The sequence below is a fragment of the Pseudohongiella acticola genome (genome assembly GCF_001758195.1).
Lineage (GTDB): Bacteria > Pseudomonadota > Gammaproteobacteria > Pseudomonadales > Pseudohongiellaceae > Pseudohongiella > Pseudohongiella acticola.
The window spans coordinates 1,259,553-1,282,987 of record NZ_MASR01000001.1; the positions used below are offsets into that span (position 1 = coordinate 1,259,553).

At 55.5% G+C, this 23,435-nt stretch carries 24 protein-coding genes and 1 pseudogene; 13 read left to right on the top strand and 12 right to left on the bottom strand.

Annotated elements, in window-relative coordinates; genetic code table 11:
• Nucleotides 1-11 precede the first annotated feature (11 nt).
• The 4 genes from PHACT_RS05220 (at nt 12) to PHACT_RS05235 (ending at nt 2,966) form a co-directional block, all read left to right on the top strand.
• Nucleotides 12-1,427, top strand: coding sequence for a phospholipase D-like domain-containing protein (locus PHACT_RS05220; protein WP_070116223.1), 1,416 nt, complete (start codon nt 12-14; stop codon nt 1,425-1,427).
• 143 nt (nt 1,428-1,570) lie between these two features.
• Entirely contained in the window at nt 1,571-2,005 is a 435-nt protein-coding gene (locus PHACT_RS05225) for a universal stress protein (RefSeq protein WP_083264362.1), read from the top strand.
• Between the two features lie 83 nt (nt 2,006-2,088).
• Nucleotides 2,089-2,523, top strand: a complete 435-nt coding sequence (locus tag PHACT_RS05230) for a YeeE/YedE family protein (protein ID WP_070116225.1) — start codon at nt 2,089-2,091, stop codon at nt 2,521-2,523.
• 11 nt (nt 2,524-2,534) lie between these two features.
• On the top strand, nt 2,535-2,966 hold the full coding sequence (locus PHACT_RS05235; RefSeq protein WP_070116226.1) for a YeeE/YedE family protein: 432 nt from the start codon (nt 2,535-2,537) through the stop codon (nt 2,964-2,966).
• Between the two features lie 19 nt (nt 2,967-2,985).
• Here the strand turns inward: PHACT_RS05235 and PHACT_RS16605 are convergent, their stop codons facing one another.
• Both PHACT_RS16605 and PHACT_RS16610 read right to left on the bottom strand, forming a co-directional pair.
• On the bottom strand, nt 2,986-3,888 hold the full coding sequence (locus PHACT_RS16605; RefSeq protein WP_070116227.1) for a spermidine synthase: 903 nt from the start codon (nt 3,886-3,888) through the stop codon (nt 2,986-2,988).
• Entirely contained in the window at nt 3,885-4,592 is a 708-nt protein-coding gene (locus PHACT_RS16610) for a fused MFS/spermidine synthase (protein WP_070116228.1), read from the bottom strand. The genes PHACT_RS16605 and PHACT_RS16610 overlap by 4 nt, the downstream gene beginning before the upstream one ends.
• A 173-nt stretch (nt 4,593-4,765) precedes the next feature.
• Between PHACT_RS16610 and PHACT_RS05250 the strand changes: the two genes are divergently transcribed.
• Nucleotides 4,766-6,115: an MATE family efflux transporter gene (locus PHACT_RS05250; RefSeq protein WP_070116229.1), complete on the top strand. Its 1,350-nt coding sequence runs from the start codon at nt 4,766-4,768 to the stop codon at nt 6,113-6,115.
• On the top strand, nt 6,116-7,045 hold the full coding sequence (locus tag PHACT_RS05255; RefSeq protein ID WP_070116230.1) for an AEC family transporter: 930 nt from the start codon (nt 6,116-6,118) through the stop codon (nt 7,043-7,045).
• 50 nt (nt 7,046-7,095) lie between these two features.
• On the opposite strand, the gene PHACT_RS05260 is transcribed toward PHACT_RS05255, so the two are convergent.
• The 4 genes from PHACT_RS05260 to PHACT_RS05275 form a co-directional block, all read right to left on the bottom strand.
• Nucleotides 7,096-8,190: a phosphotransferase family protein gene (locus PHACT_RS05260; RefSeq protein WP_070116231.1), complete on the bottom strand. Its 1,095-nt coding sequence runs from the start codon at nt 8,188-8,190 to the stop codon at nt 7,096-7,098.
• A 35-nt stretch (nt 8,191-8,225) separates the two neighbouring features.
• Nucleotides 8,226-8,933 (bottom strand): histidine phosphatase family protein, encoded by a 708-nt coding sequence (locus PHACT_RS05265; protein ID WP_070116232.1) that lies wholly within the window; start codon nt 8,931-8,933, stop codon nt 8,226-8,228.
• A 149-nt stretch (nt 8,934-9,082) separates the two neighbouring features.
• Nucleotides 9,083-10,216 carry an acyl-CoA dehydrogenase family protein gene (locus PHACT_RS05270; RefSeq protein ID WP_070116233.1) on the bottom strand — a complete coding sequence of 378 codons (1,134 nt, stop codon included), beginning with the start codon at nt 10,214-10,216 and terminating at the stop codon, nt 9,083-9,085.
• A 34-nt stretch (nt 10,217-10,250) separates the two neighbouring features.
• Entirely contained in the window at nt 10,251-11,450 is a 1,200-nt protein-coding gene (locus PHACT_RS05275; protein WP_070116234.1) for an acyl-CoA dehydrogenase family protein, read from the bottom strand.
• 322 nt (nt 11,451-11,772) lie between these two features.
• On the opposite strand from PHACT_RS05275, the gene PHACT_RS05280 reads away from it, so the two are divergent.
• Together PHACT_RS05280 and PHACT_RS05285 are read left to right on the top strand one after the other, a co-directional pair.
• Nucleotides 11,773-12,603: an SDR family NAD(P)-dependent oxidoreductase gene (locus tag PHACT_RS05280; RefSeq protein WP_083264364.1), complete on the top strand. Its 831-nt coding sequence runs from the start codon at nt 11,773-11,775 to the stop codon at nt 12,601-12,603.
• 79 nt (nt 12,604-12,682) lie between these two features.
• A complete protein-coding gene (locus tag PHACT_RS05285) occupies nt 12,683-13,480 on the top strand; it encodes an undecaprenyl-diphosphate phosphatase (protein WP_070116235.1) in 798 nt (265 codons plus the stop codon).
• A gap of 28 nt (nt 13,481-13,508) precedes the next feature.
• On the opposite strand, the gene PHACT_RS05290 is transcribed toward PHACT_RS05285, so the two are convergent.
• Nucleotides 13,509-14,882, bottom strand: coding sequence for a lipoprotein N-acyltransferase Lnb domain-containing protein (locus PHACT_RS05290; protein WP_139141448.1), 1,374 nt, complete (start codon nt 14,880-14,882; stop codon nt 13,509-13,511).
• Nucleotides 14,883-15,178: 296 nt separating this feature from the next.
• Between PHACT_RS05290 and PHACT_RS05295 the strand changes: the two genes are divergently transcribed.
• From PHACT_RS05295 to PHACT_RS05305, 3 genes are all read left to right on the top strand, one after another.
• Entirely contained in the window at nt 15,179-16,732 is a 1,554-nt protein-coding gene (locus tag PHACT_RS05295; RefSeq protein ID WP_070116237.1) for an acetolactate synthase large subunit, read from the top strand.
• A 194-nt stretch (nt 16,733-16,926) separates the two neighbouring features.
• Nucleotides 16,927-17,202, top strand: coding sequence for a PLDc N-terminal domain-containing protein (locus tag PHACT_RS05300; RefSeq protein WP_070116238.1), 276 nt, complete (start codon nt 16,927-16,929; stop codon nt 17,200-17,202).
• Nucleotides 17,203-17,238: 36 nt separating this feature from the next.
• Nucleotides 17,239-18,273, top strand: a complete 1,035-nt coding sequence (locus tag PHACT_RS05305) for an amidohydrolase family protein (protein ID WP_070116239.1) — start codon at nt 17,239-17,241, stop codon at nt 18,271-18,273.
• A 49-nt stretch (nt 18,274-18,322) separates the two neighbouring features.
• Here the strand turns inward: PHACT_RS05305 and PHACT_RS05310 are convergent, their stop codons facing one another.
• The 3 genes from PHACT_RS05310 to PHACT_RS05320 are packed head-to-tail and all read right to left on the bottom strand — an operon-like array spanning nt 18,323 to nt 20,073.
• Nucleotides 18,323-18,772 (bottom strand): PaaI family thioesterase, encoded by a 450-nt coding sequence (locus PHACT_RS05310; protein ID WP_070116240.1) that lies wholly within the window; start codon nt 18,770-18,772, stop codon nt 18,323-18,325.
• Nucleotides 18,765-18,938, bottom strand: coding sequence for a hypothetical protein (locus PHACT_RS05315; RefSeq protein ID WP_169819395.1), 174 nt, complete (start codon nt 18,936-18,938; stop codon nt 18,765-18,767). The genes PHACT_RS05310 and PHACT_RS05315 overlap by 8 nt, the downstream gene beginning before the upstream one ends.
• A gap of 49 nt (nt 18,939-18,987) precedes the next feature.
• A complete protein-coding gene (locus tag PHACT_RS05320; protein ID WP_070116241.1) occupies nt 18,988-20,073 on the bottom strand; it encodes a patatin-like phospholipase family protein in 1,086 nt (361 codons plus the stop codon).
• Between the two features lie 333 nt (nt 20,074-20,406).
• Here PHACT_RS05320 and PHACT_RS15985 point away from each other — a divergent pair, with 333 nt between their 5' ends.
• Nucleotides 20,407-21,150, top strand: coding sequence for a tetratricopeptide repeat protein (locus PHACT_RS15985; RefSeq protein WP_169819396.1), 744 nt, complete (start codon nt 20,407-20,409; stop codon nt 21,148-21,150).
• A 70-nt stretch (nt 21,151-21,220) separates the two neighbouring features.
• Here PHACT_RS15985 and PHACT_RS16490 read toward each other — a convergent pair.
• Together PHACT_RS16490 and PHACT_RS05335 are read right to left on the bottom strand one after the other, a co-directional pair.
• A pseudogene (locus PHACT_RS16490) lies at nt 21,221-22,234 on the bottom strand (aminopeptidase); the annotation flags it as partial.
• Nucleotides 22,235-22,242: 8 nt separating this feature from the next.
• Entirely contained in the window at nt 22,243-23,028 is a 786-nt protein-coding gene (locus PHACT_RS05335) for a glutaminyl-peptide cyclotransferase (RefSeq protein ID WP_245730595.1), read from the bottom strand.
• A gap of 55 nt (nt 23,029-23,083) precedes the next feature.
• Between PHACT_RS05335 and PHACT_RS05340 the strand changes: the two genes are divergently transcribed.
• Complete coding sequence (locus PHACT_RS05340) at nt 23,084-23,431, top strand: histidine triad nucleotide-binding protein (protein ID WP_070116244.1); 348 nt, start codon at nt 23,084-23,086, stop codon at nt 23,429-23,431.
• Nucleotides 23,432-23,435: the final 4 nt, after the last annotated feature.

The window sequence follows — 23,435 nt, forward strand, 5'->3', positions numbered from 1 at the left end:
GAGCAAGGACGATGGCAATTGATGTACTGGTCTGGTTGTTACCCCCTTTCGTACTGACCATAGGGCTGCTGACTGCCGGGCATGCGCTGCTCAACAAGCGCGACCCGAAAGCCGCCTTTGGCTGGATAGCCCTGTGCATCATTCTGCCGCTGGCGGGCCCCATTCTATATTATCTCTTCGGTATCAATCGGGTTCGTTCCCGTGCGAGAAAAGGCTACGACAGTAAACTCAACCGGGATGCGCTCACCACGCTCAATGATCCACCCGGCACCTTCTTTCGACCGCTGTCGACGATTGGCGAAACGCTCACCGGCAAAGGTCTGAGTGCCTGCACGCAGCTGGATCTGCTGGAGAACGGCGAGGCGCTCTATCCCGCCATGATCAAAGCCATAAACACAGCCCAGAACCGTATCCTGCTGGCGTCCTATATATTCGACCACAACAACAGTGGCTTGCAGATTGCCGATGCCCTGGCCGCCGCCGTTGCTCGCGGAGTCGAGGTCAAGGTTATTGTGGACGGGCTGGGTGAGATGATGTATCTGCCGCGCATAGGTGAAGCGCTAAGGTCGCGGAACATAGAATTTGCCAGATTCAACCCATTGCGACTGTTCCCGCCCTCGCTGAACATCAACATGCGAAGCCACCGCAAGCTGCTTATCATTGACGGCACTCACGCCTTTACCGGCGGCCAGAACATCGGTGACCGTCACCTTGCAGATAATGAAAGCAACCCGGACCGAGTGCTGGATATGCATTTTTGCCTGCGGGGAAAAATAGTAGATGACCTGGAGTGGGCATTCTGGAAGGACTGGTACTTTTGTACCAATACCAAGCCCACCATTCCGTTTATGGGAAGCAACGCCAATGACGATAATGCCAAAATCTGGAGCCGGTTGATTCTGGACGGTCCCCACAAGCGTATCGACAAACTCAACAATCTGATACTCGGTGTAATCTCAGCTGCCAGATCGCGTGTCCTGATCATGACACCGTACTTCCTGCCCACATTCGACATTATCGGAGCTCTTATCGCGGCTCAGTTGCGCGGCGTCCAGGTGCAGATTCTGTTACCGGGACACAACAACATCGCAGCAGCACACTGGGCCATGCAGAATACCTTACGGCAGTTACTGGAAGCAGGACTGGACATACGTTATCAGCCTGCCCCTTTTGTCCACAGCAAACTGTTACTGATTGACGAGTGTTACACGCTGATCGGTTCCGCCAATATAGACCCGCGCAGCCTGCGACTGAATTATGAGTTGGCCGTGGAACTTTTTTCCACTGGTGCCAACGCCAGTATCAGCGCGTACTACGAAAAAAAGGCTGCGCAGGCGGTTTCAGTTACGCTGGATGATCTAAATAGCCGCAGCCTGCCCAGGCGCCTCAGAGATTCGCTGGCCTGGCTGTTCTCGCCATATCTGTGACCCGGGCTGGGTTGGCCGCACGAACAGCTCAACAATGCAGCGCCGGAGCATCGACTTCTCATTTTTCAGTGACTCAGTTACACTCTGATTGCCTGAAGTTTTTTTGATCCCAAGCAATTTCATTTACGACGGAGTACAGAATCATGAGCTATCAAAGCGTTTTAGTCGCCGTCGATCTATCCAATGAGTCCGCCAGGATAATTGAGCGCGCACTGGAACTGGCCGGAGGCGACGTTGGCAGAATTTACCTGGCTCACGTGGTCGAACCGGTCGCAGCCGCTTATCCAATTGATGCCTATGCCATCAATATGACCAAACTGCAGGAAGAGGCGATGGCCATTGCCAGCCAGAGACTGGCGGGCATTGCCGATAAACACGGTGTACCGGCAGACCGACAGCTGGTTCTGGCTGGCGCCGCCGCCACCGAAATTCGCAGTAAAGCCGAAGAAATCGATGCGGACCTTATTGTCATCGGCAGCCATGGTACGTCAGGCTGGAAGCTGTTACTGGGCTCCACCGCCAACAAGGTACTTCACGGTGCCTGTTGCGACATCATGACAGTTCGCGTCGGCGATTGACGCATAAGGATACTGGTAAACCTCCAGTGTCGAACCTGAAGGCCATTGCCGACGACTAAAGCAATCATGGGAGCATCACAGGCATGACCATAGACTGGATTGCGTTCACCCCCTGGACCGCGTTGGCAGGTGGCCTGCTAATTGGCCTGGCGGCTGCGATGTTTATTTTGCTGAATGGCCGCATTGCCGGTATCTCCGGTATCGTTGGCGGCCTGCTGACAGCAAAACAGGGCGACAACCTTTGGCGGGTGCTGTTCATTGTCGGCATGTTGCTGGCGCCGATACTCTGGCTGGGATTCTCGCAATTGCCGCCAATACAGATTGACGCTGATTATCCATTGCTGATCATTTCCGGGCTGATCGTTGGCATCAGCACCCGCTACGGCGCCGGTTGCACTAGCGGTCATGGCGTGTGTGGTATTTCGCGCCTGTCACCGCGCTCAATGGTGGCGACACTGGCCTTTATGGGGACCGGGTTTCTGACGGTTTATGTTATCCGCCACGTACTGATGCTCTGAGGATTGCACAATTGAAAACTCACTTCCCGACTGCATTTGTCACCGGGCTCATTTTTGGGCTGGGGTTATTAGTGTCGGGTATGGCCAATCCACACAAGGTCCTGTCCTTTCTCGACCTGGCCGGTGACTGGGATCCGTCACTGGCACTGGTCATGCTGGGCGCCATCGCGGTGAGCATTATCGCGTTCAGCTTTATTAGAGGACGTAACCAGTCCTTGCTGGGTGAACCACTGCGGCTCCCCGTTAAAACCAGACTGGACACACGGCTCGTCATCGGCAGTCTGGGTTTTGGTATTGGCTGGGGTCTGGCGGGATTCTGCCCGGGGCCAGCCCTGGTGGCACTGGGTGCGGGCGAGAGCAAAGCAGCGGTTTTTGTTGCTGCCATGTTGACAGGTATGGGATTGTTCGAATTGTTGGAAAAACGCAAATCCGCCAGTCACTGATCAACCAATCCTCTGCATCTCAGTTCAGCAGATTGGCCGGGGAGTATTGATCGGTCAGAATTCGTGTGGATGTATCCCAATCCGGTCGTGTTGTCAGACGCGGCGGATACTCCATCAGGTTAACGCCATAAGGTTCCAGCGCATCGTACAATTCTCGTGCCGGCGAGCGAAGCGATCCCGGCGAAGGCAATTCATTTTTTGTCGCCAAAATGAGCCTGTTGCCGCTGCCCGGCAGTTTAAAATTGTAGAACTCGCCAAACACCGCCTGGTAGGTTACCGACTCATAGTCGTACAGACGACTGGATGAAAACGTGTTGGCGACCACCACGCCGTCCGGCGTCAATATCGCCCTGACCTCTTCCAGAAACTCTTTGCTCAGCAAATGCTCCGGGATGTATTCGCCAGAAAAAGCATCCAGCACAATATAGTCATACTGCTCATCACGCAGCCCGGCACGTTTGATGAAAACGCGGGCATCGACAACATGTGCAGCCATCGCCTCGTCTTCACGGAAACCAAAAAATTCCTCCGCAACCGTCACCACCGCCTGGTCGACTTCCAGTACATCAATACTGGCATCAGGAAACAGATCGCGCATGGCCATTGGAATGGTACCGCCGCCCAGGCCGGCTACCAGAATTCGTTTCGGGTCCGGGTTGATCAACAAACCGGCAAAACTCATTTTGGTATAGTTGAACACCAGTCGCTTCGGATCCCGCAGATCAATACACGTCTGGTTCATGTCACCACGATGCACATTAAACAGCATGCAGCGCTGATCATTGAACTCGGTTACAACCACATCACGGTATTGCGATCGCTCTTCATGAATGATCTCGCGCTGGGCGTGTGTCTGCGTCATGCTCATGGCAAACAGCAATGCCATCACTATCGCTGCTGACATCAATGCAGTGCTCTTCATGGGCTGACCTCCGGTATCGCAGCGCTGTGTTCTGTTTCAGGAAGAGACGGACTGCGGCAGGTTCCCAGTACCACCGCAGCGCACAATAACAGGGCCGCCACACAGCCCCACATCACGGTATTGATATCAAACCACAAGACAAAATAGAACGACGTGCCCAGCGTGCCCAGCGCGCTGCCCAGCGTCGAGACAAAATACAGCATGCCGGCAACTCCGCCACTGTGCTCCTGCGACGACACCAGCAAGCGCACAGAATAGGGAGATACCATGCCCATCACGCAGATAGGCAGAAAATACAGCAACATGGCTGTCAGCAATGAGCCATAGCGCGGATCTTCCACGGCCACGAATATGGCGGTCATCACCGCATCGGCCAGAAAAATGATGGGCAGGCAAAGCAGCGCTGCCAGCACAAAGAACGCGCCGAACGTTCTGGGGCCCGGGCGACGCAAGGACAGGCGCCCACCCCACAGATAACCTAATGAAAGCGACAGCATGAACACAGCAATAATGCTGCCCCAGACGTGCACACTGCTGCCAAAATAAGGCGCCAGCACGCGTCCACCCAACAGCTCGATTGACATGATGACAAAGCCATTGAGAAACGCCACAGTCAGAATGACCATTCGCGTCCAGGGCGTGTGTTTGATCGGGGTGGCACTGGGATCAGGGGTTGACGGCGATGACTCCAAAACAGCTGACATCCGGGTAGTTCCTTGGGCAGGCGCAATCGTAAGAATTGAACGGTAAACGAGAATATCACAGCCTGACCGGTGGGTTCAGCCCCAATACGGCGATATTTGCCAAATCTCTGACGGCAGCGTATCCTCTTGCGCCTGATCTCCAGCCACCGCCCGATTAACACAAAGCAACCCTCATGTCGTCGCCCCTGCCATCTAAGTCGCCCGCGCGTTTGAGTCTGTTCAAGCTCGCCGGGCCTACTATCGTGGGCAATTTGCTGTTGTCTGTAGTGCATCTGGCGGCCATCAGGATTGTTGCCGCGCTGGGCTCAGACGCAGTCGCCGCAGTCATTGCGGCAGACCGCATCTATATGGCCGTGCAACTCATCGTTTTTTCCATCACCGCCGGCACCACCGCTATGGTTGCGCATGCCTGGGGCGGCAACAAACCGGAAGAAGCCGACCGGGTGGTAAAATTGTCTGCCGTGGTCACTCTGATCGCCTCTGCATCGCTGTGCCTGGTGATACCCTGGCTGGCACGCCCACTGGTGGGCATTTTTGGCCTGCAGGGTGACATGCTTGACCAGTCAGCGCTATACCTGACAGTGCTGGTCTTTTTTAATATCTTTTTTTCATTCCTGGCAGTGATCAGCGCAGCCCTGCGCGCCGCTGGTGATGCCATGACACCGGTCTGGGTCGCAGCCATTGGCAATGTCATCAATATCGCACTGGCCTATGCGCTGGTTTATGGCGTCGGTATAATTCCTGCGCTTGGCATCCTGGGCGCTGCCATTGCTGCCGGTCTTTCATACGCACTGGTGGCCATCATCTTCTACCTGATGTGGCGCAATCAACGGCTTCTGCTGAAACCTCTGCGACAACGCTTTTGGGAGTCTGCGCGGTTACGAAAACTGATACGCATTGCGCTGCCTGCAGGCATCGAACAGTTTGTGTTTAATGTTTCCATCATAGCGTTCATGTGGGTGGTTTCGCTGTATGGCACCGAGGCATTTACCGCTTACGGTATTGGCGTCAACGTGCTTTCCATCTCCATTGTTATCGGCATGGGCTTTGCAATCGCGACGGCCACCATGACCGGCCAGAATCTGGGCGCCGGCCAACCCGACGAGGCTGAACAGGCAGCATGGCGAAACCTGAAGATATCCTTTGCCACCATGGCGCTTATCGGGCTGGTGCTGGGTGTCAATGCCCGGGTGATTGGCAGCTTTTTCATCAACGATGCATTGGTGCTGGACTACCTGGTCGCGCTCACCATCATGGTCGCCGTTGTGCAGCCCATGATGTCGATTGAATTCACATTGGGCGGGGCACTGCGTGGTGCCGGTGATACGCGCTCACCTGCCCGTATCATGGCGACTGGCTTTCTGCTCGGGCGAGTCATTCTGACGGCCGTGTTCTATTGGCTGGAATTAAGCGTGCACTGGATCTACGCCGCGCTGATCGCGGATTACATCATCAAATCCGCCATGTACATGCACGTATTCCGTAAAGGCAACTGGAAAACAGCATACAACGGCGGTCCATAAATGCTCGTGTTTGAAGGGATTTTTCCGATTCTGGCGCTTGCGCTCGCGGGTTACCTGTCAGCTCGCACTGGTTTCCTGAAAGAGTCTGAATACCTTGCCATTGCCCGTTTCACATTCACTCTGGTGATTCCATGCCTGTTGTTTATCAACATGGTGCATGCCGATATTCCGGACAATTTCGGCCTGGATTTTCTACTGGCTTTTTACCTGCCGGTTCTGCTCGTTTACCTGTCGGCCTTACTACTGGCTCGCCACGTCTTTAAAGCCAATGCGCGCCTGCAGGCGGTAATGGCGATCGGTGCCACCTATTCCAATACCACTGTGGTTGGCATACCGCTGGTGTTACAGACGCTGGGTAGCGCAAGCCTGCTGCCATTGTTGATGATCATTGCCACCCAGAATCTGGTGTTGTTCAGTGTAGCGACCGTGTTCGCGGAGCGCGAACAGTTTGATATGCGCACCCTGGCTCGCAGTCTGCTGCGACTTCTGCGGCAATTGCTGAGCAGCCCATTGACGACGAGTCTGATCGCAGGCCTGGCGTTTAATCTGCTGGAAATCGGTTTGTATCGACCAATTGACCTTAGTCTGTCGCTGATGTCGGAAGCAGCAATTCCGACAGCGCTGTTTGTGCTGGGCACCTCACTGCACCAATACCAGGTCGGCCGACAATTGCCGGCTGCTCTGATGATCACGGCGATGAAACTGATCGTCCTGCCCCTACTGGTATGGGTTAGCATGTATCAGGTGTTTGACATTGACCCCCTGTGGGCAAAAACCGCCCTGCTCGGTTCGGCCATGCCGGTGGGCATCAGCGCCTATGTGTTTGCCATCCGGTATCACACCGGGCAGCCGGCTGTCGCGGCCGCGTCGGTGATATCAACCCTGTTGAGTCTTATACCGTTAACACTGATTCTGCTGTGGATTAGCTGAGTCAGAATCGGTAGCGCCTTACTCCACCACTGCTGACCTGAAGGCAGCTGTCACAGTCGTGAACGGCTGATGACCAGTTCGCACATTTTGCGCAGACTGTGAACCTTCTCAATCAGGCGCGCGAAACGTTCATCCTGGGTCAGGCCATTGGCGTAGCGATAATAGATCTGCTGTCCGATACCCGCCAGTCGAAACAGACCAAAACAGAAATAGAAATCGATGTTGTCGACAGGAATGCCGGTGCGCTCGCTGAATCGGGCAACGATCTCCTCGCGGGTCGGCGCGCCAGGTGCGTCGCTAGGCATGGCACGGTACTGGCGGAAGAATTCGGGGTCGTCGGCCTGTGCCCAGTATCCCAGTGTGCAGCCCAGATCCATTAACGGATCCCCCACCGTTGTCATTTCCCAGTCCAGCACTCCAATCATCTTTAGCGGGTTGTCAGCCGACCAGATAACATTGTCGAGTTTATAGTCATTGTGAATGACTCCAACCACACCACTTTCGGTCGGCATCTTATCTTTCAGCCAGTCCATCACCGGCGCAAAATCCGGTGCATCATCAGTCACCGCAGCCAGATAACGCTTACTCCAGCCTTCAACCTGACGCGTGACATAACCTTCGGGCTTACCAAAATTCTCCAGACCCGCCGCCTTCAGATCAACCGAGTGCAATTCGCCCAGAACATCAAACAGGGTAAAAAACTGCTGACGAACCTGTTCCGGTGACAACTGCAGACCCGATGGGTATTCACGCCGGATGACGATGCCTTCAATATATGACATCAGATAGAAGTCGCAGCCCAGCACATCGTGATCGTCACAAAAGTGCACGGGTTTGGGCGCATAAGGAAAAACCTTGTCAAGCGCGGTCAGGATCCTGAACTCCCGCCCCATATCGTGGGCCGACTTGACGGTGCTGCCAAAAGGCGGACGTCGCAGCACCCACTTGTGCTCACCGCTGGTCAACAGATAAGTCAAATTGGAATAACCACCGGGAAACTGGCGCACGCTCAACTGATCGACCAGACCGCCCAGCACCGGGCGCAGATGCTCGCGCAGCTTATCCATGTCCAGCTCTTCACCTGAGCGCACCTGCTGGGGCTGATCTACCAGTTTATGCTCTTCCTGTTTAACGTCGTGAGTCATGAGTTATCCTTATTTTTCAGCATCTGTTCTTGATTTTATCTGAAGCTAATGAGGTCACGCCAGGCGGGCACCTCCAGGTGCGCCAGGCTGTTGAAGCTGGCCAGCGATACCTTGCCACGGCCATAAACCAGACGGGTCACTGAGCTGTTGTTTACCATCCAGTTGGTCGCTAGAACCTGATTATCAGGCAATTGCAGGGCGCGCTGCAACGCCAGTGCGATGACTCCCCCCGAGGTCGAGATCAGCACACGGCTGCCGCCGGTATGGCGCTGCATCAACTCATCCAGCGCCCCATGCACGCGCGCCTGAAAATCACGCCAGGGTTCAAAATCAGTGTCCTGAGTTGATGCCTGCAAGGTACCGTTGATCCAGTGCGTGGTGGCAGCTTCCAATACCAGCTGGAAGGTTTTTCGATCCTTGATGGGCAGCGTCAGCCCGGCACCGAAGCCTTCCTTTTCGGCGTAATCCCTCATATACAGGCGCATTATCGGTTCGCCATTGTATTCATTGAATCCGGCGTGCAGTTGCGTTTCCTGCGGCTCACGCAGTAGCGACCGCAGGCAGTCTGCAGTTTCGATCTGGCGTTTCAGTTCGCCACTGTAGATGTGGTCAAAGGGGTCGTTTAAGGTCTGCCAGTACTGGGCCAGGATTTCGACCTGTCGAATACCCTGCGGACTCAACTTGTCGTAGGAGTCGGCACCAAAAGATGCCTGCCCGTGCCTTACTAATATGAGTTCGCTCACGTGATCGCCTCTCCTTGCAATGCGGTATTATAATTGAGTACCCGTTGATTCAAAAAAAAAGGCTGACCGCAATCGCAGGTCAGCCTTTTATCGTAGCAGCATACTGATCAGCAAGCAGATGCTGACAGCAGACTAGTTACGGCAGACCATCAGAGCGCAGCATAGCGCATGGTCTGATAGTCGGTATCACCAAACTGATGCTCAATGGTGGTAACCCGCTTGAAGTAATGCCCCACATCAAGCTCGTCAGTCACGGCGATACCGCCATGAATCTGAACAGCCTCCTGACCTACCAGGCGCATGGCGCGACCAACACGGCTTTTGGCCGCCGCCACTGCTTTGGCTTTGTCAGCAGCGCTGGCTGCACTGTCGAGTTTCATGGCTGCCATGATTACGATTGAACGCGCCAGCTCGCACTCGACAAACATGTCCGCCATGCGGTGCTGCAGCGCCTGAAAGGTGCCGATGGCAACGCCAAACTGTTTGCGCGTTTTGGTGTATTCCACAGTTTTCTGCAGCAGGCAGGTCAAAGCACCTACGGCCTCGGCACTGACTGCCAGCGTGGCTCGGTCGATTACGACCTCCAGTGATTCCAGCGCTTTGCCTTCCGTGCCCAGCAGCGCATCCGCCGTCACCTGCACATCCTGCAGATGTATTTCAGCGGCACGGTGACCGTCCACGGCGGTATAGCTTCGTGTGCTGACGCCTTTGGCGCCGGCATCAACCACAAAAACTGAAATGCCATCGCGATCAAACTTCTGCCCCGATGTACGCGCGACCACCAGCAGCTTGTCAGCGGCAGGACCGTTAAATACAACAACCTTGGTGCCGGAAATCACATAACCGTCGCCGGCCTTGCTTGCAGTAGTCGCAACTGAGGCCAGATTGTAACGGCTATCAGCCTCTGCGACCGCTGTGGCCAGTTGCAGCTTGCCTTCCATGATCGCGGCCAGCATGTCCTGCTTTTGTGCCTCACTGCCCAGCTCGCTGACCAGCCCTCCACTGAGCACGGTTGTCGCCAGGAACGGCTCAACCACCATGCCTTTGCCAAACTCTTCCATCACCACCATCAGGTCCACAGCAGAACCACCAAAACCGCCGTCCTCTTCGCTGAACGGTACCGTCAGCCAGCCAAGTTCGGCGAACAGGCTCCAGTAGTCCGCGCTAAAGCCCTGATCGCTCTCAACAATTTTTTTGCGTGTATCAAAGTCGTACTGGCCTTTGACAAATTTCTGCACGCTGTCCTGCAGCATCTGCTGCTCTTCACTGTAGGAAAAATCCACGATGTATTACCTCTCGAAAATAGTCAGTGTGCGATTACAGGCCCAACACAGCTTTGCTGATGATGTTCTTCTGAATCTCATTGGATCCACCGTAGATCGATTTCTTACGGTTATTGAAGTAGGTGTTGGCACTCGCTGCCACCGAGCCCTTACCTACATGCTCACCGTCAAAGCCGTCAGTGAATTGCTCTGGCACATGCGGCAGACTGTGGTAAGCCGCCACTTCCATATAGAGCTCATCGATAAACTGGGTAGCTTCGGTACCAACAATCTTTAGAATCGATGATTCAGGGCCTGGCGCCTTACCCACACTCACGGCGGCCAGTGTACGCAACTCGGCAAACTCGAGCGCCAGCACCTGGATCTCAACTTCCGCCAGCTTGCGTTTGAAGACCGGGTTATCCAGCAGCGTGCCGCCGTAACCATCGGCAGTATTGGCGGCCAGATTACGCAGCTTTTGCAGCTTGAGCTTTGAGTTTGGCACCTGGGCAATATTGGTACGCTCGTGCGTCAGCAGCACCTTGGCATAGGTCCAGCCTTTGTTTTCTTCGCCAATCAGGTTCTCGACCGGTACCTTGACGTTGTCAAAATGCACCTCGTTGACTTCGGGTTCGCCGTCCAGCAGCACGATGGGCGACAAGGTAATACCCGGCGTCTTCATGTCGATCAACAGGAAGCTGATACCTTCCTGCTTCTTCACCGTATTGTCGGTGCGCACCAGACAGAAAATCCAGTCAGCATACTGCCCCAGCGTGTTCCAGGTCTTGGTGCCATTAACGATGTAATGGTCGCCTTCGCGCACGGCCGTGGTTTTTAATGACGCCAGGTCTGAACCGGCATTGGGCTCGGAATAACCCTGACACCACCAGACGTTGCTTTGCAGAATATCGGGAAGGAATCGCTTTTTCTGTTCTTCGTTGCCGTAGCTGTAGATGACCGGCGCCACCATTTTCATACCGAAAGCGACCGGCTCCATGGCACCGTACAAGCCCATTTCCAGTGCAAAGATGTATTTTTGCGTTGGTGTCCAGCCAGTGCCGCCGTATTCCTCGGGCCAGTTCGGCGCAACCCAGCCTTTTTTGTAGAGAATTTTTTGCCAGCGCACAAAGTCATCTTTCTCCAGCTTGATGCCATTGTCTACCTTGTGCTTGATGTCTTGCGGAAATTCCGCTTTTAGAAAGTCCTGGACTTCTTTCTGAAACTCTAGTTCTTCAGTAGTGAAATCAGCATTCACAGGGAATCTCCCGAAACATTAGTAAATTCAACTATTTGCAGAATAAAATAGCAATACAAATACCATTTTTTTATGCCTGTATGACGACTTCAGGCAGTCCTCAGCCCCAGTATGGCAACAACAGGAACCGTGCAGGGAGGCAGACTTTAACACTTTTTACCCGTCGTGAGAATGCAGTATTCGAACAGTTGTTCGATAAATTTCACGCCTAATCACTGGCCTTCCTGCCTACTGCTTCTATATCATCGCGCGGGTCCGGTCATTAATACGATCCGAGGCTCAAAAGCGATTAAAACGACTCGATAGCACGCAAGGAATCATCATGACTGACGCGCCACTGGACATCTTCCGCCCTGATCTGTTCCGGGGAAAGACGGCACTGATAACCGGCGGCGCGCGTGGTATCGGGCTTGCCATTGCTGAGGCCTTTGCCCGTTACGGCGCCAACCTGGTGATCGCCGGTCGCCACGAAAACAGCCTTAATGCCGCTGCCGAGCGCTTTGCGGCCAACGGTACTGCCTGCCTTGCGGTAAAGACCAACATTCGCGAGGTCAGCGATGTGGAAGCCCTGGTCGCCGCCGCCACTGAACGCTTTGGTGATATCGACTTCCTGATCAATAATGCCGGCGGCCAGTTCCCGGCCCGGCCATCGCAGATCAGCGACGGTGGGTGGCGCGCAGTGGTTGACCTGAACCTGAACGGCACCTGGAACATGTGCAGCCGGGTCGCGCCCCTGATGGCTGCGCGCGGGTTCGGCGCCATCGTCAATATGGTTCACGTATATTCATTCAATCGCGGCGCGCCTCCGTTCGTGCACTCTGGCGCAGCGCGCGCCGGTGTCGTCAGCATGACGCAGAGCATGGCCTATTATCTGGCCCGACAGGGTGTCACCATCAATGCGCTGGCACCGGGCACCATCGACACCCAGGGCGTGCATGAGGAAGAGTTCGCTTCTGCCGAGTACAACGATCTGGCGGAAACGACGTTGCGTGATGTCCCCGCCCATCGTATGGGCACAGCCGAAGAAATGGCAGCCGTCACCCTGTTCCTGTGCTCCCCGGCTGCGCGCTATATCAATGGCGCCAGCATCGTTGCTGATGGTGCCCAGTTTATGGGCAACTGGGCGCCCATGGTCGACCCGGAACAATACTGACAATGATCAGCGTTTCGCTGGCGATACTGCCAAAGACAATGGCGCGGCATTAAACCATCCGACTTGAAGAGAAACGCACATGGATTGGCTACAAATAATAGTGCTGGCGCTGGTTCAGGGCATCACTGAATTTTTGCCCGTGTCCAGCTCTGCACACCTGATTCTGGTGCCCGTACTGACAGGCTGGCAGGATCAGGGACTGGCATTTGATGTTGCCTTGCACGTGGGCAGTCTGGCTGCGGTATTGATCTATTTCCGTGACGACCTGTGGGCGATGACGCAAAGCTGGCTGCAATCGATTGTTAGCCGCCGCCTGGACAGTGACGCCCGGCTTGCATGGGCGGTGCTGCTTGGCACGATTCCGGTGGGACTGGCCGGGCTTGCCTTTCAGAATGTCATTGCGGACACCCTGCGCTCACCACTCTACATGGCTGCCGGGCTTATTGTGTTTGGCCTTGCACTCGGCTGGGCGGACTGGAAACATCGCGGGCAACGTGACGAACGTCAGCTCAACTGGAAAGACGTTGCGTTTATCGGTTTCGCCCAGGCGCTGGCTTTAATTCCGGGCACGTCGCGTTCCGGCATCACCATCACGGCGGCACTGTTGCTGGGGTTGAGCCGGGAGGCGGCAGCACGTTTTTCTTTCCTGCTGTCGATACCTGTGATCATGATTGCCTGCGGCCTGGAAACAATTGAGCTGGTCAACGTTGGCGCGGCCACAGACTGGTCAGCGGTGCTGGCCGGCATCGTCATTTCCGGCATCAGCGCCTACCTGTGCATTCACTACTTTCTGGAGTTTATCAAACGCATGGGCATGCAGCCGTTTGTTATCTACCGCATTGCCCTGGGGATGGTGCTGATTCTGTATTTTCTCTGACCGCGACGGATTGGCAACCAATAACGAATCAGCCAAACCTGATTGATCGTACCCGACTCAACCCTGCCGTCATAACCAGCACGGTGAACACAGCCAGAACCGGCAGTACAAATAGCAGCAGATCACTCACGCGTTGATCGGACAGACCAAAAATCGCAATCACCAGATAAACCAGCGCCGCCATGATATGGATGATGAAATAAGTCATGACCCATTGATGGCGTCCACTGCCAACTGGCCAGGCCCGCCCGGTCAGCAGCCAGCGCAAGGCGACAACAACGCCAAACAGATCAGTCGGCCAGAACAGCAACAGATTCAGGTTGCCGTGAATATCCTGATGACTGGAAAACAACCAGCCCAGGCTCATGATCAGGCCATAGACGCCGCTGAACAGGGCTATGACCAGGCCCAGCAGACCCAGCAGGCGATAGCTCAGCGCTGGCATGCGCAAGGACAGACCGGGTTGGCTGGAGAATGAAGCAATTGACGCTGACCTCAGGCACAGCAGCAACAGCAGACCCGGGATCACCAACAGGCCAGCCATTTGGTAGGGGTCTACACCGGCCTCGGGCGAAGGAAACTCCATCAGAACCTGCTGATCGGTCAACAGCCCGGCACGATCCAGTTGCTCGCGCAATTCCAGTGGCAGAAACATCTGCTCCCACTGTGTCATACGCCGGTCGATGCGTTCATTCATCAACACATCAAGTGAAAACGAGATCAGTGGCCGGCTGGCATAATGCGCCTGCACTTCATCGCGGAATGTTGATCGGGTCAGCGCTCTGTTTTGCTCGCTGAGCAGACCGCCCAGCGCCTCATCCAGATAGTCGCGCACACGCGTTGTGCAATTATCGAAAAAATAATCGTATTCGTAGACAAGATTCTCATCCCGAATATTCCACGCCAGGCGCTCGTAAAGACGCTGCTTCTGGGTGTTACTCAGTACCAGCTGATCCTGCCAGACCGTGCGCGCTTCCTGCTGATATCGGCCCAACTCCCAGCCTGGTGGGGTCACTCCCAACTGATAGTCCATGATGCCGCGTGCAAAATTGGCCGCAAAACGCACATTGCCGATACTGGCATCAAACAGCCCCCAGTTGAACACCAGGTCCGTATTTGTACTGTCATCCACCAGGCGCAACGCAGTGTGGCCAAAGTTGTCCCAGACGCTATCGCCGACATCGACGGTGATCAGATAGAACCTGACCTGGTCAAAGTCCGTCGGCACGAGGATGGCAGGACCATCAATGGGAGGTGGAGATGAATTAACCTGCGTTTGCGCGCGCAAATCAGTGGCAGTCAGCAGCGCCCAGAAAGCGATAATGACGAACATCAGGCTCAGTAGCCCGCCACGCATGCCTGCGTCGGCCATGGGCGCGCGGACACGGTGGTGCGATGGCAAAACATGAGTCAATCTGGAGTAAATCAATGATCAGCGATGCTTCTGTTGTGTAACCCGTTATGGAGATAAGTCGGTGTTTCATCAGGCAAACACGCGGCCACTCTGTAGTGGCGTCATCATATCAAAGAAATCTACGCGATCAAGCATACAATGCGCCTGCCGCGGCCTGGCGGCACACTGACCAACTCCGGCTTGCCGTCATACCCGTCAGTGCCTATGATAAGCGCCCAGAACAAATCTCTTTGACAGGCCCCGGGTCCGTCAAATCTGCCAACCGAAACACGGAGAACAGTGCCATGAACGGTGCCCGAGCCCTTATCGAAACCCTGGCCAATGCCGGCGTAGAACTTTGCCTTGCCAACCCCGGCACATCCGAAATGCACCTGGTACAGGCACTGGACCAGGTGCCGAAGATGCGCAGCGTACTGGCCCTGTTCGAAGGGGTGTGCACAGGGGCCGCCGATGGTTACGGACGTATGACCGGCAAACCGGCAGCAACACTGCTTCATCTGGGGCCGGGGCTGGCCAACGGCATTGCCAACCTGCATAACGCGCGCAAGGCCGGTACTCCCATAATCAATCTGGTTGGCAACCACCCACAGTTTCACATGGGCTACGACGCCCCGCTGACGTCCGACATCGACACGCTGGCGCGTAATTTCTCCTGCTGGATCAAATCCTGCAGCACGGCGGACACCCTGGCGCAGGACGGCGCGGAAGCCTACACGGCGACCTTGCGCGCCACGCCGGGATCACAGGGGCAGATCTCTACATTGATCCTGGGCGCAGATGCAGCCTGGGGTGATTCGCCCGGAGTGGCCAAAGCCAATGGCATTCCCCGTCGCGCGGTGGTGGATGCAGCCAACGTCGAGGCCGTTGCGCAGGCGCTGGAAAGCGGCGAAAAATGTGTTGTTGTGCTGGAACATGATGGTGCCACCGCAGCATCGCTGGAGCTGGCAGGACGCATCAGCGCCAAGACCGGCTGCCGCATCATGACCGGCACCTTTCCGGCCCGCATTGACGGCGGCGCTGGCTCAACCGCGGTAGAGCGCATGCCGTACTTCCCGGAACATATCCTGGCGTCACTGGAAGGCGTCAGGCATCTGATTCTGGTTGGCGGCCAGATTCCAGCCAGTTTCTTTGCCTATCAAACCACGCCCAGCCGCCTGGTACCTGAAGGCTGCGAAGTCCATACGCTGGCACGAATTGAAGAGGATGCCAACAATGCCCTGCAGCAATTGTCGGAACGACTGGCCGCTGACCAAGCAACACCGGCCCGCTTTGAGCGCGCAGACCTGAGCATCCCCAACGGTGACATGAATACGCGCAACATGCTGCAGGTGATTGCGGCCACCCTGCCCGAGAATGTCATAGTCGCCACCGATTCAGGCGCCGGCAATGCGGCCCACCCGGTCTGCCAGACCGCGGCGCCGAACACGTGGTTAAGCCTGACCGGTGGCTCCATTGGTCAGGGCAGTCCGGTTGCCACCGGCGCCGCGCTGGCCTGCCCCGACAGACGCGTGCTGGCTCTGCTCGGCGACGGTGGCGCCGCCTACACGATTCAGAGTCTGTGGACACAGGCACGCGAGCAACTGAACGTGACCACCGTCATTTTTGCTAACCGAAAATACAATATCCTGAATATCGAATATGGCCGTCTGGGCGTCACTGACGTCGGGCCGATTGCCGCCAGTCTGTTTGATATCGGCAACCCGGACATCGACTGGGAAATGCTGTCCAAAAGCATGGGGGTACCGTCTGCGACGGCAAACACGGCGGAAGAGTTCGCCCGTCTGCTGCAACGCAGTTATCAGGAGCCAGGACCGTTTCTGATCCAGGCCATGTGTTGAAATTCGCTAAGAATTGGCGAGCCTCACCGGCGTGCAAACCAGGAACAAAAATAAACAACTGATTTTTATGATCTTTAATTTATTGGCACGGATCTGGCTTTAGTATTAATAATTGTAATAGTACAAGGTAGAGCCGGGTCGAGTGTCTGCCCGAGCATTGTTCTTTATCGCAGTCGCTGCAGGAGTGTCTGATCATGAATGTCGTTAAAAACGTTTGTACCATCCTGGTTTTCCTTGTTCTGGCCATGCTGGCTTTACCGTTGATTGGCGCCGGGCTGGGCCTGATTGTTGTGCTGGCAGCGGCTTTTATCTGGTTGCTGCCTATCCTGATCATTCTGAATTCGGACAAGACCAGTGGCGGCGAAAAGCTGGCCTGGATACTGGCCATCATATTTCTGTCGTGGTTTGCCTGGATATTCTATTTTCTGCTGGCACCGATCAAACCGCGCCGCGATTACTGGTATGATTAATAAATAACCACAGGTCAGCAAACTAAGTGAGGAGACATGACACAGGTGATAGCCCGCAATGCGGAATGGCTGCAGCAGGTTCAGGAAGACATCATTGACCCGCACCGCCCCATCATTGACCCCCATCATCACTTGTGGCGCAAACGTTTTAATCAGGACTATCTGCTTGCGGACCTGTGGGCAGATACTGACACCGGCCACAATATCAAACAAACTGTATTCATAGAATGTCGCGCATTCTATGACAAGGAAGTCGAGAGCCATCTGCAATCCCTCGGCGAAACCCGGGTCATTACCGATATCGCGAGACAGAGCCACCGGCAACCGGAAAAGGCGCAATTGAACGCCATCGTTGCCAATGCTGACCTGCGCCTGGGTGACGATCCCGGCTTTCTGCGCAGCGTACTGGAAGCCCATCAACAAATTGCTGGCGACCTGTTCAAGGGTATCCGGCAGGCCGGCGCACGTGACCCGAGACCCGAAGATCTGGTTATCCCCGGCCCCGCGCCTGCCTATCTGTACGGTCAGGAAAATTTCCGGCAGGGCCTGAAATTGCTTGGCACCATGGGGCTAACCTATGATACCTGGCACTATCATCATCAGAACGAAGATTTCTGCGATCTGGCCGAAGCGGTGCCAGATACCACGCTGATTCTGGACCACTTCGGCACGCCGCTGGGTGTCGGCGTCTATCGCGGCTCGCGCGATGCAATATTTACCCAGTGGAAGCAGGACATGCGGCGCCTGGCACGATGCCCCAACGTTTACGTGAAACTGGGTGGTCTGGCCATGCCTGACAATGGTTACGATTGGCATACCCGTGACCGCCCGGCCAGTTCAGACGAACTGGTCAGTGCACAGAAACCTTATTACATGCACATGATTGAGTGCTTTGGCCCGGAGCGCTGCATGTTTGAAAGTAATTTCCCGGTGGACAGGCTTTCAATCAGCTACCCGGTGGTGTGGAATGCATTCAAAAAACTGAGTGCTGATTTTTCAGAAACGGAAAAACACGCGATGTTTTATGGTACCGCAGCCAGATTATATCATCTGCCAGACCCTAAAGACTGAGAGGGGCGACTGAGGGCGGCACGATAAATACCACCTCTGCCGGGCTGACTCAGTCTACAGCGGGACGTGGCACGCGCTTTAGCACGGCGCTGCTGGTAAGAATGGTTTTGCCATTGGCCTCAATCACTGCGCGCGCGAATATCAGCGAACCGCCCTTGCGCGTCACTTCACCCCGGCCGGTCACCAGATCCCCGTCAAACGCCGGCCCGACGAACTCGTTGTTACAGGTAACGGTGACCACCCCTTCATGCGTGCCGCCGATAGCTGCCAGACACAAAGTATAGTCGGCGAACATCATCAGGATGCCACCATGCAGTGTGTTGTGCGCATTGCAATTCTCCGGCCCGACTCGAAAGACCGTGCTGATGTCATCGCCATCGAGCTTAAAAAAGAAAGGGCCGTTGTGGTCTTCTGCGCGATCGCCATGCCAGTGCGTGTAACCTGCAGGCACGTCCATTTGCCTCGGCGACCGGGTAGTGCCTTCCGCGTGACTAGTCATCCTTGTCCTCGTTATTAGCTTTGTCATCGTCATCATCGCCGCTTGCCACATCGATGGCAGCACCGGCAACCTTGAATGGAACCTTGGCAACTTCCAGCGTGACGTCAACGGCCGATCCCACCACGGTGCCCAGACAGCCCGCCAACAGCAAACATGTTGTCGCCATTACCAGCAGCCTGCAACCGCGCGAAACCGCATTTAGCAGCGTCATCCGATCAAGCATGTTTTATCCTCTGCGATTGAAACACCTGAATTTTCTCCAGCCCCCTTCCTGTCTCCACCAGCGCCCGGAAATCATCAGCCAGGCGCTCGCTTTCCTGCAGCACACGCTGCCAGTAGCGCAGGCGCTCAACGGCATCCAGGTGTTTAAAGTCATTGCGGTCAGGAATCTTGCCATAAGGTAATGAGGCGACGAACTCCCGCGATGGGGACAGTAACACTACATTGTCATAATAGTCGCGATGCGCTTTTCGCCAGGGTACGAACCTGTCGAACCAGCCCGGCGTTATCCCCGCGTAAAAGTGCGGGTACAGTACCAGCCCTTCAGACTGTTGGAAAGGCAAATCAAGGTGGTAATCGGTAATACCGCCATCACGAAAGACACTGCCCGGTTTTGTACCACTGACATTTTGTACAGACTCCATGATAAACGGAATCGAGCCACTGGCCATCAGCGCATCGGGCACATTCTCCGGCGTCAATGCAACGTACTGACTGGGAAGATCCGACAATGGCAACGTTTGTGCGCCGTCATGGGAATTGTGGAAAATATGGCGTTCAAAGAAGCAGGCCAATGCGCGCCGGCTGAGCAGATTGCCGGCAGCACTGGCCGCCAGTCCCAGGCTCAATGGCAAGCGGCGATCTGAGCGCAGCAATCCGCGAGCGCGATCAGCGATGACATGCAGGCGCATGACAGCGTTGCCGGCGATATCTGCCGCGCCCTGTGCTCCCATGACTGCTGACAGCATGGCCCGCGCTTCACGGCTGATCACCTGCGCATCGGGATTCTGCGAATAGGTCTGCTGAGAATAAAATTTTGCCAGTGTCTCCAGCGCGATCACCGGGTCGCGCTGCGCAAAACAGGCCAGCCGCCAGGCACCCGCAGACGACCCGATCATGTGTAAGGGTGTTTGCCGGTCGTGAAAAAAAGAAGACGCAAGGTAACGGTCAATACCATGCAAAACAAACCATTTCGGCCCCCCTGATGCGCCTGCCAGCCAGGAAAAACTGTCGGCAACGAACCCTTCCGAGCGCAAACGTTCCAGCGCACGCGGTCCGGCAAAGATCCTGAGCGAGGTCATGCCCTGACCCGGCCTCGGCAGCCTGACCGGCAGGCACGCGTGGAGTGCCCGCACAAGCACCTGAGTTGTGGCTTGAATGGAGGCCTGAGCGCAGGCTTGGATGGCGGCATGATGGAAAACTCCTTGAATCGGGTCAGTCGGCCCCAGACCCATCCCATTATAGGTGAATCAGGTGGCAAGATCAGGCACCGGCGTCACAAATTATCACAGCTTGATGCCACCACCCCTTGGCCTTCGCCCGTGTCGCCGTTAGTATTGTTGTTCAGGCTTGCCCGATCTGTCCGGTGCAGGCACAATCATGCTGGATTTCATGACGCAGGTTTGAACGAACGTATGAAAAAATCGATGAATACCCCGAGCCGCTCCCGGCTGGGCCCAGTGTTACTGGCCCTCGGGGCCTGCCTGTTAACCATTCAGGCCAGCCACAGCTTCGCCCAGACAGGCGCAACCGTGCAGGAGCGTGCAGTCGCGACATCAAGCTCAGAGCTGGCGCAGCGACATTACCGTCGCGCCAATACCTATAACAATCTCGAGCGCTACGACGAAGCGGTGGAAGAATACCGACTGGCCGTCGCTGCTGACCCGAATCTGGCCGATGCCTACCGTAATCTGGCCAATATCTATCTGAGCCGGGACCAACAGCAGGCGGCCATCCCCATGCTGGCGCGGTTTATTGAACTGCAGCAGGAGGCCAGTACGCCCCTGACAGCCTCCCTGAAAACCATCGGTGAACTCCTGCGCCGCGCTGAGCGCTTTGAGGAATCCATTGAGTATGATGTGCGTGCCATCCACGCCGACCCCCGGGACGACTCGCAGGTGCACCTGATTGGCAATCTTTACGACAGTAAAGGCCATACCGATAAAGCCATTCGGGTCTATCAGACGGCAGCCGAGGTGATGCCGGACAATGCCTTCATGAACCGGACGCTGGGCAGGCTCTACGAACGTGAAGGTCGCCTGGAAGACGCACTGGCGCAGTACCGCAAAGCTGCTGAAACTGATCTGAGCTCACAGTTTTACCGCGAGCTGGTGCAGAACCTGGAAACAAGACTCGATCAACAGCAGGGTCAGGGCTAATAGAAATGCTCGACACGGCTGGACTGAAAACAGGCTCAGCCGGCATAAGCGACTGGAGCCGGCCCTGCCGTGGCTCCGGTGGCAGAGCAGCCAGCTCAGCCACGGCGCGATAAAACTCCTCGAAGTCCTGACCACTGCTGTCAAACAGGGCTGAAAATGCCGGCACCCAGGTATAATAAGACCCTACGGTGGACAGCTGCGCGTTGTTCAGAGGCCCCCGGAACCACGCGCGATAGCGATCATTGCCTGACTCCGTTTGCTCGCGCCAGTCCTGCCGCATCTGTTCCTGTAACGCCTGCTTTTGTACAATCATGTCCTCCTCGCTCACATGACTGGCAAACAGGGCGGTAAAACGTCTGCGATAATCCAGCACAAAATCAATGAAGCGCTGTTGCTCAAGCAAATCCTGCACGGACTGCACAAACAGTTCCGGCTGCTGCTGCAGATCAAGCCAGCGCCGCAAACCTTCCTGACTGACGAAACTGGCAAAACTTTCGTTGAACGCTGTATCACCTGGCAGATATAGTTTCTGGTGCGCCAGTTCATGGAAAATCAACGCCACCAATTGATGATCCGGGCGCTGAATAACGGTACTGGGCACTGGATCATTAAACCAGCCCAGTGTTGAATAGGCATCCACACCACCAACAAAGACATCCATGCCCCGGGCCTGCAAATTGCTGGCATAAGCCATAGCTGCATCTTCAGAGAAGTACCCACGGTAGTCGACGCAGCCCGCAATCGGAAAACACCAGGACACCGGCTGAGTGGAAAATGGCGGCGCAGCAAAAACATCCCACACCAGGTGGCGCCGTTCCAGCTCCACGTAGCTCTGGTAGCTGCCGTTCGCTGACAGTTCGAGACTCTGCTCAGCGTAATCAGTCGCCTGCCGGACAACCTCCAGTTTTTGACGCAAGACTGGATCCAGTGAGGGATCTGACAATAGCTCTTCGATGGGCTGCCGCTGCCACAGCAGTGAAACCTGACCCGTCACTGCCTGGGTATAATACGCCACACTGTCGCAGGCGCTGACAGCAGCCAGCACCAGCGCAGCAATCAACAGGTTCCGCATTTTGCCAGGCATACGCTTGCTCAAGGTCGCTCGTGCAGTTCAATCTCGAAAATTTTCGCCCACAGCTTGCCTGTCACCAGCAAACGCTCGCGCTCAGCGTCCCAGGCTATGCCGTTAAGCACGGCGTCACTGCTCTGCGCATCAGCCAGTTCCCGTAACCCTGACAGATCAATCACAGACTGCACTTCACCCGATTGCGGATCAATGCGGACTATTTCGTTGCTGGTCCAGATATTGGCCCAGACTTCACCCCTGATATACTCCAGCTCATTCAGGTAACGCACAGGTCGCCCCTGAAAAGTCACTGCCACACTGCGCACTTCCTGGAAGCCATCCGGATCATAAAAAAACAGCCGATCGCTGCCGTCACTGATAATAAGATGCTCTCCATTCCAGGCCAGCCCCCAGCCTTCGGTGGCCAGATAATGCGAATCGAGGGTGTCAAAAGTCTCCAGATCGTGAACAAAAACCATGTTCTCCCGCCAGGTAAGCTGGTAAATGCGATCTCCGGCCACAGTGATGCCTTCACCAAAATAGCGGCGACCCAGCGCTTTCTGCTGCAGCACTTCGCCATCGTCCAGATTCAATTTGCGCAGGGCGGACTCACCGTACTGACCTGTACCCTCATACAAAAAGCCATCATGCATGAACAGGCCCTGGGTAAAATAGCGGGTATTGTGAGGATAACTATTAATCACTGTATAGTCATAAATGCTGATGTCGCCGCGCGCGCCGCAACTGACCAGAAACAGCAGCAACACCAGCATCTTGCGCGCTGCTCTGAGGTGTATTTGTGGATGCATCATGTTATTTTGCGCTCCAGACACTTTTTAAAATCAACGACGCCGAGGGAACCCATTCATGTCAAATGACTGCCTGTTTTGCCGTATTGCTGCCGGAGACATACCTTCGCAGGAAGTGTACAGCGATGAACATGTCTACGCGTTTCACGATATTAACCCGACAGCGCCAACACATATACTGGTAATTCCGCGCAAACATTTGAACAGTGTCTGCGACGCTGGCCCCGACGATGAAGCCCTGATGGGCAAGCTGCTACTGACCGGGCAACAGATTGCGCAGAAGCAGGGGGTCGCCAGTGACGGTTTCAGGCTGGTGATCAACACTGGCGACCAAGGTGGCCAGACCGTTCATCACATACACCTGCACATTCTGGGTGGCCGCCAGATGACCTGGCCGCCAGGCTAGGCCC

Excerpts from the sequence above, each read along its gene's own strand:
- PHACT_RS05220 (WP_070116223.1), top strand. The coding sequence starts at position 12 with ATGGCAATTGATGTACTGGTCTGGTTGTTACCCCCTTTCGTACTGACC.
- PHACT_RS05225 (WP_083264362.1), top strand. The coding sequence starts at position 1,571 with ATGAGCTATCAAAGCGTTTTAGTCGCCGTCGATCTATCCAATGAGTCC.
- PHACT_RS05230 (WP_070116225.1), top strand. The coding sequence starts at position 2,089 with ATGACCATAGACTGGATTGCGTTCACCCCCTGGACCGCGTTGGCAGGT.
- PHACT_RS16605 (WP_070116227.1), bottom strand. The coding sequence starts at position 3,888 with ATGAAGAGCACTGCATTGATGTCAGCAGCGATAGTGATGGCATTGCTG.
- PHACT_RS16610 (WP_070116228.1), bottom strand. The coding sequence starts at position 4,592 with ATGTCAGCTGTTTTGGAGTCATCGCCGTCAACCCCTGATCCCAGTGCC.
- PHACT_RS05250 (WP_070116229.1), top strand. The coding sequence starts at position 4,766 with ATGTCGTCGCCCCTGCCATCTAAGTCGCCCGCGCGTTTGAGTCTGTTC.
- PHACT_RS05255 (WP_070116230.1), top strand. The coding sequence starts at position 6,116 with ATGCTCGTGTTTGAAGGGATTTTTCCGATTCTGGCGCTTGCGCTCGCG.
- PHACT_RS05260 (WP_070116231.1), bottom strand. The coding sequence starts at position 8,190 with ATGACTCACGACGTTAAACAGGAAGAGCATAAACTGGTAGATCAGCCC.
- PHACT_RS05280 (WP_083264364.1), top strand. The coding sequence starts at position 11,773 with ATGACTGACGCGCCACTGGACATCTTCCGCCCTGATCTGTTCCGGGGA.
- PHACT_RS05285 (WP_070116235.1), top strand. The coding sequence starts at position 12,683 with ATGGATTGGCTACAAATAATAGTGCTGGCGCTGGTTCAGGGCATCACT.
- PHACT_RS05295 (WP_070116237.1), top strand. The coding sequence starts at position 15,179 with ATGAACGGTGCCCGAGCCCTTATCGAAACCCTGGCCAATGCCGGCGTA.
- PHACT_RS05300 (WP_070116238.1), top strand. The coding sequence starts at position 16,927 with ATGAATGTCGTTAAAAACGTTTGTACCATCCTGGTTTTCCTTGTTCTG.
- PHACT_RS05305 (WP_070116239.1), top strand. The coding sequence starts at position 17,239 with ATGACACAGGTGATAGCCCGCAATGCGGAATGGCTGCAGCAGGTTCAG.
- PHACT_RS05310 (WP_070116240.1), bottom strand. The coding sequence starts at position 18,772 with ATGACTAGTCACGCGGAAGGCACTACCCGGTCGCCGAGGCAAATGGAC.
- PHACT_RS05315 (WP_169819395.1), bottom strand. The coding sequence starts at position 18,938 with ATGGCGACAACATGTTTGCTGTTGGCGGGCTGTCTGGGCACCGTGGTG.
- PHACT_RS05320 (WP_070116241.1), bottom strand. The coding sequence starts at position 20,073 with ATGACCTCGCTCAGGATCTTTGCCGGACCGCGTGCGCTGGAACGTTTG.
- PHACT_RS15985 (WP_169819396.1), top strand. The coding sequence starts at position 20,407 with ATGAAAAAATCGATGAATACCCCGAGCCGCTCCCGGCTGGGCCCAGTG.
- PHACT_RS05335 (WP_245730595.1), bottom strand. The coding sequence starts at position 23,028 with ATGATGCATCCACAAATACACCTCAGAGCAGCGCGCAAGATGCTGGTG.
- PHACT_RS05340 (WP_070116244.1), top strand. The coding sequence starts at position 23,084 with ATGTCAAATGACTGCCTGTTTTGCCGTATTGCTGCCGGAGACATACCT.